General features: G+C 59.8%; 13 protein-coding genes. 8 read left to right on the top strand and 5 right to left on the bottom strand.

The window, feature by feature from the left end; genetic code table 11:
- Positions 1–29 precede the first annotated feature (29 nt).
- Complete coding sequence (locus CDA63_RS14640; protein WP_088465208.1) at positions 30–983, top strand: hypothetical protein; 954 nt, start codon at positions 30–32, stop codon at positions 981–983.
- Between the two features lie 176 nt (positions 984–1159).
- Positions 1160–1888, top strand: coding sequence for a hypothetical protein (locus CDA63_RS14635; RefSeq protein ID WP_088465207.1), 729 nt, complete (start codon positions 1160–1162; stop codon positions 1886–1888).
- A 39-nt stretch (positions 1889–1927) separates the two neighbouring features.
- Here the strand turns inward: CDA63_RS14635 and CDA63_RS20910 are convergent, their stop codons facing one another.
- Positions 1928–2386 carry an META domain-containing protein gene (locus CDA63_RS20910; protein ID WP_165768309.1) on the bottom strand — a complete coding sequence of 153 codons (459 nt, stop codon included), beginning with the start codon at positions 2384–2386 and terminating at the stop codon, positions 1928–1930.
- 100 nt (positions 2387–2486) lie between these two features.
- On the opposite strand from CDA63_RS20910, the gene CDA63_RS14625 reads away from it, so the two are divergent.
- Positions 2487–3827: a M20/M25/M40 family metallo-hydrolase gene (locus tag CDA63_RS14625; protein WP_088465206.1), complete on the top strand. Its 1341-nt coding sequence runs from the start codon at positions 2487–2489 to the stop codon at positions 3825–3827.
- Between the two features lie 209 nt (positions 3828–4036).
- Here CDA63_RS14625 and CDA63_RS14620 read toward each other — a convergent pair whose 3' ends face one another.
- From CDA63_RS14620 to CDA63_RS14610, 3 genes are all read right to left on the bottom strand, one after another.
- On the bottom strand, positions 4037–4900 hold the full coding sequence (locus CDA63_RS14620; protein ID WP_165768308.1) for a transporter: 864 nt from the start codon (positions 4898–4900) through the stop codon (positions 4037–4039).
- A 228-nt stretch (positions 4901–5128) separates the two neighbouring features.
- Positions 5129–7597 (bottom strand): M1 family aminopeptidase, encoded by a 2469-nt coding sequence (locus CDA63_RS14615; RefSeq protein WP_088465204.1) that lies wholly within the window; start codon positions 7595–7597, stop codon positions 5129–5131.
- Positions 7598–7711: 114 nt separating this feature from the next.
- Positions 7712–8611, bottom strand: a complete 900-nt coding sequence (locus CDA63_RS14610; protein WP_088465203.1) for a DUF5996 family protein — start codon at positions 8609–8611, stop codon at positions 7712–7714.
- A 62-nt stretch (positions 8612–8673) separates the two neighbouring features.
- Here CDA63_RS14610 and CDA63_RS14605 point away from each other — a divergent pair, with 62 nt between their 5' ends.
- Complete coding sequence (locus tag CDA63_RS14605; protein WP_088465202.1) at positions 8674–9555, top strand: alpha/beta hydrolase; 882 nt, start codon at positions 8674–8676, stop codon at positions 9553–9555.
- Between the two features lie 199 nt (positions 9556–9754).
- Here the strand turns inward: CDA63_RS14605 and CDA63_RS14600 are convergent, their stop codons facing one another.
- A complete protein-coding gene (locus tag CDA63_RS14600) occupies positions 9755–10093 on the bottom strand; it encodes a tetratricopeptide repeat protein (RefSeq protein WP_088465201.1) in 339 nt (112 codons plus the stop codon).
- A gap of 72 nt (positions 10094–10165) precedes the next feature.
- On the opposite strand from CDA63_RS14600, the gene CDA63_RS14595 reads away from it, so the two are divergent.
- The 4 genes from CDA63_RS14595 to CDA63_RS14580 all read left to right on the top strand — a co-directional run bounded on the left by CDA63_RS14595 (position 10166) and on the right by CDA63_RS14580 (position 13405).
- On the top strand, positions 10166–10906 hold the full coding sequence (locus CDA63_RS14595; protein ID WP_088465200.1) for an electron transfer flavoprotein subunit beta/FixA family protein: 741 nt from the start codon (positions 10166–10168) through the stop codon (positions 10904–10906).
- A 114-nt stretch (positions 10907–11020) separates the two neighbouring features.
- On the top strand, positions 11021–11998 hold the full coding sequence (locus CDA63_RS14590; protein ID WP_088465199.1) for an electron transfer flavoprotein subunit alpha/FixB family protein: 978 nt from the start codon (positions 11021–11023) through the stop codon (positions 11996–11998).
- 112 nt (positions 11999–12110) lie between these two features.
- Entirely contained in the window at positions 12111–12731 is a 621-nt protein-coding gene (locus CDA63_RS14585) for a bifunctional nuclease family protein (protein ID WP_088465198.1), read from the top strand.
- A 131-nt stretch (positions 12732–12862) separates the two neighbouring features.
- Entirely contained in the window at positions 12863–13405 is a 543-nt protein-coding gene (locus CDA63_RS14580) for a YfiT family bacillithiol transferase (RefSeq protein WP_088465197.1), read from the top strand.
- Positions 13406–13608 lie beyond the last annotated feature (203 nt).

Genomic DNA, 13608 nt, shown 5'->3' with positions numbered 1-13608 from the left:
GGTTGCAGCTTCATATCAATCTCTTTTTTATGACCAAAAAACTATTCTTTCTGGCCCTGGCGCTGCTATTGAGCCTGAATGGTGCGTGGGCCCAACTGGGGCTAGGCAACCCTAAGCAAGTAGCTCAGGTGAAAAGCCAGCCGCTCGTGGTATTGCTACGCGACGAAGACCCCGGCACCCTAAAAAAGCTGGCTAAGAAGCCGGAGGAACTGGCTGACTACAAAAGCTACATCGCCGATTACAACACCCAGATTCAGGAATTGGCCACCAAGCTATGGAAGTTCTCGCCGAGCGTAGAATTTCGCCCGGAGTCGGAGTTGGAGGCCTTGCGCAAAGCCAAGGGTGCTGCCCGTGGCGTACTCCAGCACCAGGAGGTGTACCTGACCGGGCCGCGCAACCACGTAGCCGGCACGCCTACTACTGGAGCGCAGGCTAGATATTATCATAACGCGGAAAAGGTATCGGCTATGGCGGTGTACCTGGTGGGCAAGGGCGACAAAGACCGGGTAGCTCAGATGCTGCTGGCCCCGGGTCCGATCTACACCAGCGACCTTATTTTCAGCATTCACAATCTGCAGCAGTACCTCGATGCCCGTTCCAAGGGGCGGGCCGGGTCCAATATCCGGGCCGAAATAGCGCAGAACGGCAAGCTGCTGCGCAAGAAAATCCTGCTCATTGACGAGGAGGACATCAAAGGCAAGCTGACCGCCGCCGATATCAAGCAGTCGTACCCTTTCCCGTACGAGGTGGTGCCGCGTAGTAAAATTGAGGAGGCTGTAAGCAGCGGCGACGCGCGCTACGCCTGCATCCGGCTGCTGCCAGCCACCGAAAGCATTATGGTGCAGGTGGCCATGGATGCCAAAGACGGAACGATGCTGGCCATGTCGAAACCCAACATGGTGCGCGTCGCCGGCATCGGGGGAGGGCAGAACATCGGCAAGAACAATCTCAAGGATTTCGCCGACTGCGCCCGCGGCAAGTAGACACAGCTGGTGCGTAGGCAGCGCCGAACAAGTTCAGCCTAGCACCTTCGTGCAACATCCGGCCATTAACCTGCACCAGCAGGCCGATGGCCGGATGTTGCATGAAGGTAGATTGATTGGCAGGGAGTTAACTGAAAACCAGTACTTTCGAATTTCAATACATTAACTTGATTGTTATGCGTAAGCAACTGCTACTCGTTGCCATTCTGGGAGTTAGAGCCGCGCAGGCCCAGCAGGCGCCGCCCGGGTTTTCGGGCGCGGCCGCCCAGGCCAACCTGAACGCACTGGTGCAGGGTTTGCCGACGGTAGTTCCTACTGGCAACACCGAAGGATTGAAAGGCTCGCCCTACGCCGATGACCGCTGGCTGATGGCCCGCCTTCACCTGCGCAACAACGTTGTGCTGGCACCCATGCCGCTCAAGTACGATGTACTGAACCGGCACCTACTGATGAAACCGCTCAACCGGCCCAACGACTCGCTGCAACTCAGCGACCAATTAGTGGTGAGCTTCGACCTCGACCAGCCCGCAACGTCCCTCGCTGCGGCGCGCACCCGCCGTTTCCGTCGGTTTGCCGAGGCGCCGATTTACCAGCAACGGGCCGAGTACGTGGAAGTGCTGCATGAGGGGCGCTACACGCTGCTCAAACGCTACGCCAAGTCCATCACCAAAGCCAATTTCCAGCAAGCCTACAATACTGATCAGCGTTACGACGAAATTGAGGACAAAGACCAGTACTTCCTGTTGCGTCCCGACCAGAAGCTGGTGCCCTTGAAGCTGACGCTAAAAATGCTGGAGGCCGCCGCCCCCGAACTGGCCGCTGCCCTTAAGGCGGCACCCGCCGTTGCGCGGGCGCGAACCGACGTAGAGTGGGGGGCAGTGCTGGATACCGTGGACGCCCGGTAGAACCCCGATAATTCGTGCCCGTAACAGCAACCTAAGCTTCTACTGGCGCCGCAGTAGTTCGGCCAGCGGAATGCTGCCTGTAGCCCCGTAGAGTCGGAGCGTATCGGCAACTACCTGGTAGGAGCGGGTGGCTTCCAAGGCGGCCAGGAATCTGCCTTCAGCTGGTTGTTCGGGGCAGCTCATGCGGGTGGTTAGCAGCGGGCCGAAGCGGAGGCTATCGGCGGCGGCCTGCTCGAAGGTGCCCCGAAAACGGTTGCAGCCAGCGTGGCCAGTAACCTGGCTTTCGGTGGCGCTCAGTTGCAGATACACCGGCTGACGGCCCGACAAGGTAATGGGTTGCCAGCCGAGCTGGAACAGCTGCCACTGCGGCCCTAGCAGGTCAGGTTGGGGGGCTATAGTATCTGGCGCGGCGATGACTACCGCGCCCACTGAATTCTCGGCGGGCGCGGAGGCTTGGCAGGCCGCCAGCAGCAGGAACAAGGGGAAAAAACGACGCATGAGGGAAATGCTACCGGAGGCGGAAAAATAGGTGTGCGTCTTAAACGAAACTGGCTGGAAAAGTTGCACTAAATCCAGCACAAAAGGGTTATTTTGCGCTATGCGAAAAATTCCCTCCTTCGTTCTCTTCCTCTTGCTGGCAGCTAGTTCGGCCTTTGCGCAGAAAAAGCTTATCAAGCAGCCCACCGAACCCGGCGTGGCCACTGCCACCGTCGAGCGGATTGTGCGCACGCTGGCCGCCGACGATATGCAGGGCCGGGCTTCGGGGCAACCCGGCAGCGTGAAAGCGGCCGATTTCCTGGCCGCTGAATTCCGGCGCATTGGTCTGCAGCCCCTGCCCGGGCTGGTCGATTTCACCCAGTCTTTTCCGGCCTACGAAGCCCGTACGGCTGCCGCATTCGTTGCTCTCAATGGTGCCCCACTCAAGCCCGAGCGGTTCGTGCTTATCTCGGGGCAGCCCCACCTCAACTGGACGCAGTTCGATGAGCCTGCTGCCCGGGTGGTTTCCATTGGGCCTAAAGACAACCTGATGCGGGAAATCCGGCCGTTGCTCGACCCCCAGGCCAACACCATTGTGTTCGTCGATTCGGCCCAGGCGGCTATGTTCAAGCGGGTGGCCGGCGTGGTAAAGCGAGGCGGCCTGCGCGCCGATAAGCCGGCGCCCTTCACCACGCTGCTGGTGTTGGGTCGCGCCCCGGCCGTGCCGCTTAAATTTCAGGTGGCCGCTACCACCACCATCCGGACCGTGGAGCTGCGCAACGTGGTGGGGATGCTACCGGGCCTGGAGGAGGCCCGGGCCAAGGAGCAGGTCGTGTTCAGCGGCCATTACGACCATATCGGGATCCTGCCCGCCGTGGCCGGCGACTCCATCGCCAACGGAGCCGACGACGATGCCAGTGGCACGACGGCCGTGGTGGCGCTGGCCGAGTATTTCCAGAAGCAGCACGACAACGCCCGGCCGCTGGTGTTCGTGGCCTTCGCGGCCGAGGAAATCGGGGGCTTCGGGGCCCGGCACTTCTCGCGTCAGCTCAACCCGCAGGAAGTAGTGGCGATGTTCAACATTGAAATGATTGGCAAGCAGGCGAAGTTTGGCCCAAACACCGCCTTCATTACGGGCTTCGATAAATCGGATTTCGGGGCCATGCTTCAGCAGAATGCCAAGGGCTCCATCTTCCGCTTCGAGCCCGACCCGTATCCCGGGCAGAACCTGTTCTACCGCTCCGACAATGCTACGCTGGCCCGCCTGGGCGTGCCGGCCCACACCATCAGCACCGACCAGATTCCGACCGACAAACGCTACCATTCCGTCGATGATGAAGTGGAGAGCCTCGACCTGCCCAACATGACGGCCGTTATCACGGCCATCGGCCGGGCGGCCGCCCCCATCATCAGCGGCAAGCAAACCCCCGCCCGCATTGCGCCCGAAACCGTAAAGCAGTAGCTCCGTGCAGTGGTGCCGTCGTCGTCGTCGTCAGGAGGACAGCGTAACCGCAAGGAAGCTCGGTTAATCTCTTCTCAACTTTCGCTCATTCAAAAGGCCCTGACGTGCATACATCAGGGCCTTCGTGATTATTTGGAGCTTGACTGCTGGATTGAAAACCGTTGCGGCTCCAATCCACAACCAAATCGGCACTCATTCACCCGAAGCCACTATTTTCCTAGCCGGGCGCTGATGCCGGCCCCGACGTTGAAGCCGCCCGCAGCGGGCGTAAGACCGTGGCCGGCGGTTACATCGAAGCGCAGGCCAGGCAGGGGGCGGTAGTAGAGGCCGGAGGTGAGGCCCGGGAGCCAGCCCTGCTGGCGCTGCCAGGTGGCGTAAGTCTCGGCCAGAAAACCGAGGTGGGTGCCGGGGCCCAACGGGCCATTGAGGGCCAGCGTGGTGAGGTAGCGGCCCTGCTTGGTGCCTTCGGCCTTGAAGCCCTGCTGGCGGAAACCGAAGTTGCCTTCGAGCCCGAACCGCTGGCCCAGCTGCTGCGACACTAGCACCCGGCCACCGGGTTCCAACTGCTTAGCGCCAAAACTGGCGTCGCCGTTGCCCAAGTTCATATCCAGCAGCACCACTACTTGCGAGCGGGCATTCTGGACGGTGGAGGCCAGAAACTTGGCGCCTACGTTCAGAGGCGCGAAGCCGGCCGGCCCGGCAAATGCCGTCGGCCGGCCCTCGGACCCGAGCACCGGCCGGCTCACCGGACTCAGCAGGTACTGCTGGGTAGCGCGCAATTCAATGTGGTTGAAAAAGCCTATCCGCAGCGTATTGCCCCAGGCCGTGCGGCCCGCGTAGCCCACGCTGCTACCCGCATCGAAGCTCGTCAGGCCAGTTTCGAGCTGAAACTGGCCAGGGTATAGCATGTTGGTGGTGATGGTTTGCCCGGGCCGGTCGGGGCGGATGAGGCGCACGAAGGGCGACTCGCCGTTGGAATTAGCGGCATCGGCGGCGGCAGATTGGGCCAGGGTGCGGGTGGGGGCAGCAGCGAGTAGCAGCGCCCCGGCAGTCAGCAGAGTGGTCGTACGCATGGCTGCCACGACGTTCGGTATCCCGGAAAAGTTCAGTTTCGGTACTGGTAGGGGGAACAGTGGCCAACGAAAGAACGTCATTGCGAGTGCAGCGAAGAATCTCGCGTGCTGTCGTTAAGGATTACTCCAACGATTAGCACGCGAGATTCTTCGCTGCACTCGCAATGACGTTCTTCAGCTAACAGCTAACAGCTAACAGCTAACAGCTAACAGCTAACAGCTAACAGTTTACAGAGCGGCCTTAATGGCGTCTTCAGCGGCCTGCACCGTGGCTTGCTGGTCGGCAGGCTTGCTCTGTTTTACCTTTTCGAGCATCCCGAGGATAGGCTGAGCCGCACCGTACTGCTTGTACTGGATGGCCGTTTTCTGGAGCCGGTCCACGCCTTCGCGCAACACTGTAGCGTCGTCGAGGCGGGCCATTAAACCCACCAAGCTCTCCAGCATCTGGAACTTGCCCTGGGGACCGGCGGCGTCGAACTGGTCGCGCACGTAGGGCCAGGTGCTGGCGTCGCCGGCCGTGGCATACACGTTGGCAATGGCGGCCGATATGTCGCCCTTGGCCCCAGGTTCCAGGGCTTTGGCCCGGGCCAAAGCCTGCTTTGGCTGCACAGCAGCCAATCCTTCGAGGGCGGCGCCCTGCACCGCGTACGACTGGCTGTTAAGCGCTTTTACAAACGTCTTTTCATCCTTTTTGTCGTTGATGACGGCCAAGGCCTGGAGCAGGGCCGCCCGATTGTTATTGTTCTTCTCCTGGGCCAACTGCTTGCGGATAACCAAGGAAGCCGACTTAGCCACCGATTTGTCATCGAGCTTGAGCGACGAGAGGGCTGCGCGGCGCATCAGTTCGCTCTTGTCGCTCAGGGCCGTGAGCAGCAACTGGCGGGCGGCGGCATCGGTGGGCAGCTGGGCGGCGGCGGCCACGGCCTCACGTCGGTCCACGTAACGCGGGGCGGTCCGGTACTGGTAGGCGAATTCTGAGAAGGGCTTGTTGTCCTTTTTCTGCCAGAGCAGCACCTTATCGGCGTCCACGTTCACCAGCTCAGGCTTGCTGGCAGCGGGCAGCCGGAACGTCTGGGTGGCCTGGGTCATGGTTACGCGGTGGCGGACGGGCTTACCATTCTGGTACACGTCGATGGCCATCGGTAGCTCGAATACCTGGCCGGGCTGGGTCTGCTTGATGGTCACGAGCTGCTGCTTGTTGAGCTGGTCGTAGTTGTAGTCGATAGTCACGACGGGGTGGCCCGCGCCGAAGTACCACTGGTTGAAGAACCAGTTCAAATCCTGGCCCGACACGGCTTCCATGGCCAGGCGCAGCTGGTGGGCTTCGCCGTTGTTGAACTTGTTGTCGGTGAGGTATTTCTGCAGACCCTTGAAGAAGACTTCCTCGCCGAGGTAATTACGCAGCATGTTCAGGATCTGGCCGCCCTTCTGGTAGCTGACCAAATCAAACATGTCCTCCTTGTCGGCGTAGTGGAAGCGCACCAGGTTTTTCTGGGCGTCGCGGGGGCTGCGCAGGTAGTTGCGCATGTTCTGGTAAGCGTGGGCGTCGCCGGCCTCCTGGCCGTACTTGTGCTCAGCCCAGAGCGCCTCCGAGAAGTCGGCAAACGACTCGTTCACCGTCAGGTTGCTCCAGCTTTCGGCCGTCACGTAGTCGCCAAACCATTGGTGAAACAGCTCGTGGGCAATTACCGACTCGCCCCGGTCGTACTCGGCGTCCAGCGCCTCACGGGCGTCCTTCTGCAGAAACTCGCCGTGCAGCGTGGCCGAGGTGTTTTCCATGGCCCCGCTCACGTAGTCGCGCACCACAATCTGCGAGTATTTATTCCACGGATATTCCACCCCGAGCTTAGTGGAAAAGAACTCCAGCATTTCGGGCGTATTGCCGAAGATCTGCTTGGCGAAGGGCGCGTACTTGGGTTCGAGGTAATAGTTAACCTCCTTGCCGCGCCAGGTTTCCTTCGTGATTTTGAAGTCGCCCACCGCCATCATAAACAGGTAAGGCGAGTGAGGCAGCTCCATCTTCCAGGTGTCGGTGCGGGTGCCGTCGGCGTTGTTTTTCTGCGTATCCAGGCGGCCGTTGCTCAGCGTCACGTAGCGCGCGGGCACGGTCATGGCAATTTCCTGGGTCGTTTTCTGGTTGGGCGAGTCGATGGTTGGGAACCAAGCCGATGAAGCCTCCGTCTCGCCCTGGGTCCAGATCTGGCGGGGCTTGCCGGCCACACTGCTGTCGGGGTTGATGAAATACAGACCCTTGGCATCAGTGATGGCGGCGCTGCCCTTGACCTTCAGCTCGTCGGGCTTGGCCACGTACTCCAGGTAAACCGTGTAGGCCTGGCCCGGGGCATAGGTTTTGTCGAGTTTAATATTGAGCTGCTCACCGTCGTAGCCAAACGTGAGGGTTTTCGCCACGTCCTTGTCCAGCATCGTCACCGATTTGATGTCCATGCCTTTGGCATCGAGGCGCAGCGAGTCGGTGGGGTAGCCGTGGGGCTGAAGCGTAATCCACTCCTTGCCCAATAGTTGGCGCTTAGCGTAATCGAAACGTACATCGAGCTTGGTATGCACCAAGTCGTTGGTTTTGGTGCGGGAGGCGCGGTAGGGGAGGGTGGCTACCGAATCGGGGCGGGTGGGCGCGTTCTGGGCGAAGGCCGGCGCGGCCCCCAGCAGGCCGAGGCCGAGTAACAGGGCGTTGGTCATAAGGAATAAAGGAGGAGGGGAAATTCAGGGTGCTAGTTGCAAACTTTTCGGGAAAGCAACGCTGTCGGTGTGGGGTAAGGATGCACGAACCGCCGCCAGGGTTGCCCCGCCAAGTTACCGTTCCAGGGCCTCCCGGTCCCAGCCGGCGAGAGTAGCTCCGGCTTCGTAGGTGCTGGTCAGGAATGCACGCAGGGCGGCGGCCGGGTCGGGGGCAGTCCGAACGGCTTCGTAAGGCAGCAGGAATTCGCTCAGTTCGGTGCTATAAAATGCTTCCTCCGGCTGCACTGTGGCTTCGGCAAAGCCCGCGGGGGCCGGTACGCAGTAGGCGTAAAAGGCCGCCTCCTGCCCGTTGCCACCCGGCCAGAATCCGTGGCTGATGACTTCCTGGGAGTAGGCTTCCTGCGTGATAAAGTCCGCCTCGGGCTTTACGGGGGCGGGGCGGCCCGAAAAGCGCGTAACGGCCAGATCGAACGAGCCCCAGAAGAAGTGCACCGGGCTGCACTTGCCTACGAAACCAGCCCGGAACTGCTCCAGCACCGGCGTCATTAAGGTGAGGGCGCGCCAGAACCGGTGGGCGGCCTTCGGGTCGTAGCTGGCGTGCTGCTCGTCCTGGGCAAACGGAATGGGGTGCTCCACTTCCACCGGCACCGGCCAGATTTTCACCTCGATGCCCAGTTCCGAGAGTAGGCCCAACACTTCTCGGTAAAACGCGGCCACGGAGCGCGGCCGCAACACTAACTGGCGGCTGGCCCCATCGGAGCACCTTATATGCAGTTGGTGGTCAACAAAGTCAAACTCGATTTCGAAGCTGCGGTGCCCGTGGGGCATGGCCGAGGTAGTCAGGCCCCGGGCCGAGACGTAGAGCGGCACGTTCCAGAACTGGTTGATGAGGGGCGTGCAGGCCAGCCGGATTTTGCCCACCACCTGGGTCCACATGTGCAGGGTGGCGAAGGTGTCGGCCCAGTCGGCCAGGGGCAAAGCGGGCCAGGCGGAAGCGGGCGTAGGCGTAGGCATGGGCAGGAGGGGTTAGGAAGGAATCCGTACTTTCCGGCAAAAGACAAACCGTTCCTGAAAGTATGAAAACTCTCCGCCTTCTGGTGCTACTGCTACTGAGCCTGTCGGCCGCCCCGCTGGCCCAGGCCGCCCGCGTCGATACGCTCGACATTCCGAGCGCCGCTATGCAGCGCACTTACCGGGCGGCCGTGGTGGTGCCGGCCTCCTACGCCAAAAACAAAAAGGCCCGCTACCCGGTGCTCTACCTGCTGCACGGCGCCTACGGCCACTTCGCCGACTGGACCAGCAAAACGCCCGACAAAACCCTGCTCCACCGCCTCGCCGACCAGTACAACCTGCTGATTGTAACGCCCGAGGGCGAAACGTTCAGCTTCTACCTCGACTCGCCGGTGAACAAGGTCAGCCAGTTCGAAACCTACATCACACAGGACGTCATCGGCAAAATAGACCAGACCTACCGCACCGTGGCCCGCAAGGAAGGCCGTGTCATTACGGGCCTTTCGATGGGCGGGCACGGGGCGCTGTACCTCTCGGGGCGGCACCCGGAGCTGTTTGCGGCAGCCGGCAGCATGAGCGGGGCGCTAGACCTGAGCATCACCAACCGTAAGCTCAACCCCCAGGAAGCCCAGCAGCGCCAGAGCCGGTTCAACCCCATCCTCGGCCCGGAAGGCCCCGCGCCCAATGTGTACAGCACGAACTCAGTGGTCAACATGACCGATGCGCTCTACGGCAACAGGTTGCCCCTTATTATTGACTGCGGCGTGGACGATTTCCTCATCGACATCAACCGCGAAGTCCACCGCCGCCTCGTCTACAACCACACGCCCCACGACTACACCGAGCGGCCCGGCGCCCACACCTGGGAATACTGGCAGAACGCGCTGCCGTATCATCTGCTGTTCTTTCAGAAAGTGCTGGAAGCCGGGGGCGTAGCGGTAAAGTAGTAACCAGCGTCTTCCAAAGAAGAAGGGACAGGACGTTTGGCAAACTGCCGGGCAACTTACCCCTTCTTTCATAATTCTGCCACCCTAGCCCACCAGTACCGGCTCTAGTTGCTGCTCTGGCTACAACTCAGCGTCGTCGCCGTAGCGGCTGTACTCGGCGCGATATGCTTACTTAAATCACCAATCAATTAAATACCAATCAATCGTCCTCGTAATCCAAGCCCAACAGTTGATTTAGGGCTTGCTGGATTTCGCTGGCGGCGTGCATTTGGCCGTCTTTACGGGCTACGCGGAGGCCTTTTTGATAAACTTTTTCGGCTTCATCTGGCTTTTGAAGGTGCTGGAGCATCTTGCCGGCATGATAGTACGTACCCACATAATCCGGGTGTTGGTCAAGCAGTATCCGGTAGTAGCGCATGGCTGTTTCGGGTTCTGTTTCGCGGTATTCGGTGGCCAGCGCGTAAATGGTAAACGCGTCAGTAGGGTCGTCTTCGTAGAAGGCCAGGAGTTGTTGTAAACGGCTGGGCGCGGTTTCCATAGGGCAGGAGTTTTGAGTATCTTCGCCCAAATTTGACACTTTCTTTAGTTTCTTCCATATAAGCAGCGGTAGATGAAGTTTCTCGTTTGCATCAGCAACGTACCCGACACGACCACCAAAATCACCTTCACGCCCGATAATAAGGAGTTTAATAAGGCCGGGGTGCAGTTCGTTATTAACCCTTGGGATGAGTACGCCCTCACCCGCGCCATTGAGCTCAAAGAGGCCCAGGGCGCCGGCACCGTTACGGTGCTCAACGTCGGCGAAGCCGATACCGAGCCCAATATCCGCAAGGCCCTGGCCATTGGTGCCGACGATGCTATCCGCATCAACGCCCATCCTAAAGACGCGTTTTTCGTGGCTAAGCAGATTGCCAGCGTAGCCAAAGAAGGTGGCTACGACGTTATTCTAATGGGCAAGGAAAGCATCGACTACAACGGTTTTCAGGTGCACGGCATGGTGGGCGAGTTGCTCAGTATCCCGACCGTAGCCCCGGCCATGAAGCTCGACATGAGCGGCAACACGGCCACATTGGAGCGTGAAATCGAAGGCGGTAAGGAAATCGTGGAGGTGAATACGCCTTTCGTGGCTTCCTGCCAGCAGCCGATGTGCGAGCCCCGCATCCCCAACATGCGCGGCATCATGACGGCCCGCACCAAGCCCTTGAAAGTAGTGGAGCCCACCACCGATGCTCCCCGCACTGAGGTGGAAACCTTCGCGCTACCACCTGCCAAGCAGGGCGTTAAGCTCATTCCGGCCGAAAATGCCGGTGAACTGATTAAGCTGCTTCGTAACGAGGCCAAGGTAATTTAATGCAGAAGTGAGTACCGAGAGGCGAGAAGTGAGACCCCATACTGCCGGGTCTGTATTTACTTCGTTTCTGCCAAAGGTCTCACATCTCATTTCTCACATCTCATATCTGAAAAAATGTCTGTATTAGTAGTTGTTGAATGTGACGGCGGCGAGGTAAAGAAGTCCTCGCTGGAAGTGGCTTCTTACGGTAGCCAGGTGGCCCAGATGCTGGGTACCACGGCTACGGCCGTAGCCGTGGGCGAGGCCACCGAAGCCAACTTGGCCAAGCTCGGCGAGCAGGGCATCACGAAGGTGCTCTACGATTCGGAGCCCCGCCTGAAGGAGTTCGTGAACGGTGCCTACACCAAGCTGATTGCCACCGCCGCGCAGAAAGAAGATTCCAAGCTCATCGTGCTGGCCAACTCCAACATTGGTGCGGCCGTGGGCTCGCGCCTCTCGATTCGCCTAGAAGCGAGCCTCGCTACCAACGTAGTAGCCCTACCCCAGACGGAGGGCGGCTCGTTCGTGGTGAAGCGCGGTGTGTTCTCGGGTAAAGCCTTTGCCGACGTGATGCTGGAGGGTGACCGGAAGATCATTGCCGTTAAGAAAAACTCCATTGAGGCGTTGCATGAGGAAGGCAAGACGGCCCAAGTGGAGTCGTTCTCGGCCCAACTTACGGACGCCGATTTCGCCGACGCGCCCAAGGAAGTAGTGATGCAGGACCAGGCCGGCGGCGTACTGCTGCCCGAGGCCGACCTCGTTGTTTCGGGTGGCCGCGGCATGAAAGGCCCCGAGAACTGGAACCTCATCGAAGACTTGGCCAAGGCGCTGGGCGCGGCTACGGCCTGCTCCAAGCCAGTGTCCGACGTCGATTGGCGCCCTCACCACGAGCACGTAGGCCAGACCGGTATCACGGTGTCGCCGAACCTGTACATCGCCTGCGGCATTTCGGGTGCCATCCAGCACTTGGCCGGCGTGAACTCCAGCAAGGTCATCGTGGTCATCAACAAAGACCCTGAGGCTCCCTTCTTCAAGGCTGCTGATTACGGCATCGTGGGCGACGTGTTCGACGTGCTGCCCAAGCTGACCCAGGCCGTAAAGGAATTAAACTAATGTAGTAAATGGGTTGATGCGCCGAACGCGGAAATCGAATTATCTTCTGCTATTCAGCGCATCAACCCATTTTCGCATTTAACACATTAGTACATTCTCCAAGAATCCGCTTGTGAAAAAAATACCGCTCGAAATTCTGGGCCTTTCGTCCAGCCAGTCGCAGTCGGGTTCCTTCGCGCTTATTTTGGGCGAGAAGACCGGCAACCGCCGCCTGCCCATTATCATCGGCATGTTCGAGGCGCAGAGTATTGCCATCCAGATTGAAAAAATCAGCCCGAACCGGCCCCTAACCCACGACCTGTTCCGCTCGTTTGCTGAGCAGGTGCACGTAGTGGTACTGGAAGTGGTAATTTCCGACCTCAAAGAAGGCGTGTTCTACTCCAAAATTGTGTGCTCCGATGGGGCCAGCACCTTCGAGCTCGATGCGCGCCCGTCGGATGCCATTGCCATCGGCCTGCGGTTCGGGGTGTCCATCTTCACGGTTGAAAGCGTGCTGAGCGAGGCCGGAATCATTCTTTCCGACCTTGATGAAAACGCGGACGATGCGGACGACGACGAGGATGATGATGACGATACCGACTCCGATCAGCCCCGGCCCACGCCGGAGCCCCGCGACCCCAGCGGCCAGGTTTCGCTCGATGAACTGACCAAAATGCTGGCCCAGGCACTGGAACGCGAAGATTATGAGAAAGCCGCCAAAATTCGCGATGAACTCAACAAGCGCGACGGTTAGAACTCTGATGAGATTTTAGCTGCTAGCTTTCTTCACCAAACCAAAACCCCGGCTGGGCCCTGTGCCCGGCCGGGGTTTTGGTTTGCGACGTACCTTGCTGCCCGCCTCCATTTTGGCTTAAATTCTATTCCATGCCCGAATCTACTACACCCGATCTGCGCTACCCCATTGGGCAGCCCGTACTGCCCGACGAGCCCCTCGACCGGGGAAGCCGCACGGCCTACATGGCCCACTTAGCCACCTTGCCCGATCAGGTGCGGGCGGCCATAACCGGACTTTCGGCTGCCCAACTCGATACGCCCTACCGTCCTGGAGGCTGGACCGTGCGCCAACTCGTGCACCATTTGCCCGACTCGCACCTGAACGCTTACGCGCGCTTCAAATTTGCCCTCACCGAGGACAACCCCACTATCAAACCCTACGATGAAGCCGCCTGGGCCGAGTTGCCCGATGCTACCACGCCCCCGGCCGTATCGTTGGCGCTGCTGGAGGCCCTGCATATCCGGTGGGTACAACTGCTGCGCAACTTGAGTGACGCGCAGTGGCAGCGCACATTCTTCCACCCGGGCACCGGCAAAACATTCACCCTCGACCAAACCCTGGTACTTTACTCCTGGCACAGCCGCCACCACCTAGCCCACCTCACAGAACTGCGACGCCGCGAAGGCTGGTAACCGTGAATGAGTGGTGGTGGTGTGGCGGTACGACAACGTATTGGAAGGACCGCGTAGCTAATTTGTCTAGGACTTACGCAAAAGGGTTAAATTGAAGTAAAAAGGCATGAAAGTCACGGTGCAGCTTTACGGCCAATTTCTGCTCAGCAGCCACGTCAATTACACCGGCACTTACCTGGCCGAGCACCTGGCTGGTCTGACGC

This window comes from Hymenobacter amundsenii, from assembly GCF_002204745.1.
Taxonomy (GTDB): Bacteria; Bacteroidota; Bacteroidia; order Cytophagales; family Hymenobacteraceae; genus Hymenobacter; species Hymenobacter amundsenii.
Note: the sequence above shows the minus strand (reverse complement) of the source record. Positions and strands in the feature narration are given on the sequence as shown.

Excerpts from the sequence above, each read along its gene's own strand:
- CDA63_RS14605 (WP_088465202.1), top strand. The coding sequence starts at position 8,674 with ATGAAAACTCTCCGCCTTCTGGTGCTACTGCTACTGAGCCTGTCGGCC.
- CDA63_RS14615 (WP_088465204.1), bottom strand. The coding sequence starts at position 7,597 with ATGACCAACGCCCTGTTACTCGGCCTCGGCCTGCTGGGGGCCGCGCCG.
- CDA63_RS14595 (WP_088465200.1), top strand. The coding sequence starts at position 10,166 with ATGAAGTTTCTCGTTTGCATCAGCAACGTACCCGACACGACCACCAAA.
- CDA63_RS14625 (WP_088465206.1), top strand. The coding sequence starts at position 2,487 with ATGCGAAAAATTCCCTCCTTCGTTCTCTTCCTCTTGCTGGCAGCTAGT.
- CDA63_RS14635 (WP_088465207.1), top strand. The coding sequence starts at position 1,160 with ATGCGTAAGCAACTGCTACTCGTTGCCATTCTGGGAGTTAGAGCCGCG.
- CDA63_RS14610 (WP_088465203.1), bottom strand. The coding sequence starts at position 8,611 with ATGCCTACGCCTACGCCCGCTTCCGCCTGGCCCGCTTTGCCCCTGGCC.
- CDA63_RS14640 (WP_088465208.1), top strand. The coding sequence starts at position 30 with ATGACCAAAAAACTATTCTTTCTGGCCCTGGCGCTGCTATTGAGCCTG.
- CDA63_RS14590 (WP_088465199.1), top strand. The coding sequence starts at position 11,021 with ATGTCTGTATTAGTAGTTGTTGAATGTGACGGCGGCGAGGTAAAGAAG.
- CDA63_RS14600 (WP_088465201.1), bottom strand. The coding sequence starts at position 10,093 with ATGGAAACCGCGCCCAGCCGTTTACAACAACTCCTGGCCTTCTACGAA.
- CDA63_RS14580 (WP_088465197.1), top strand. The coding sequence starts at position 12,863 with ATGCCCGAATCTACTACACCCGATCTGCGCTACCCCATTGGGCAGCCC.
- CDA63_RS14620 (WP_165768308.1), bottom strand. The coding sequence starts at position 4,900 with ATGCGTACGACCACTCTGCTGACTGCCGGGGCGCTGCTACTCGCTGCT.
- CDA63_RS20910 (WP_165768309.1), bottom strand. The coding sequence starts at position 2,386 with ATGCGTCGTTTTTTCCCCTTGTTCCTGCTGCTGGCGGCCTGCCAAGCC.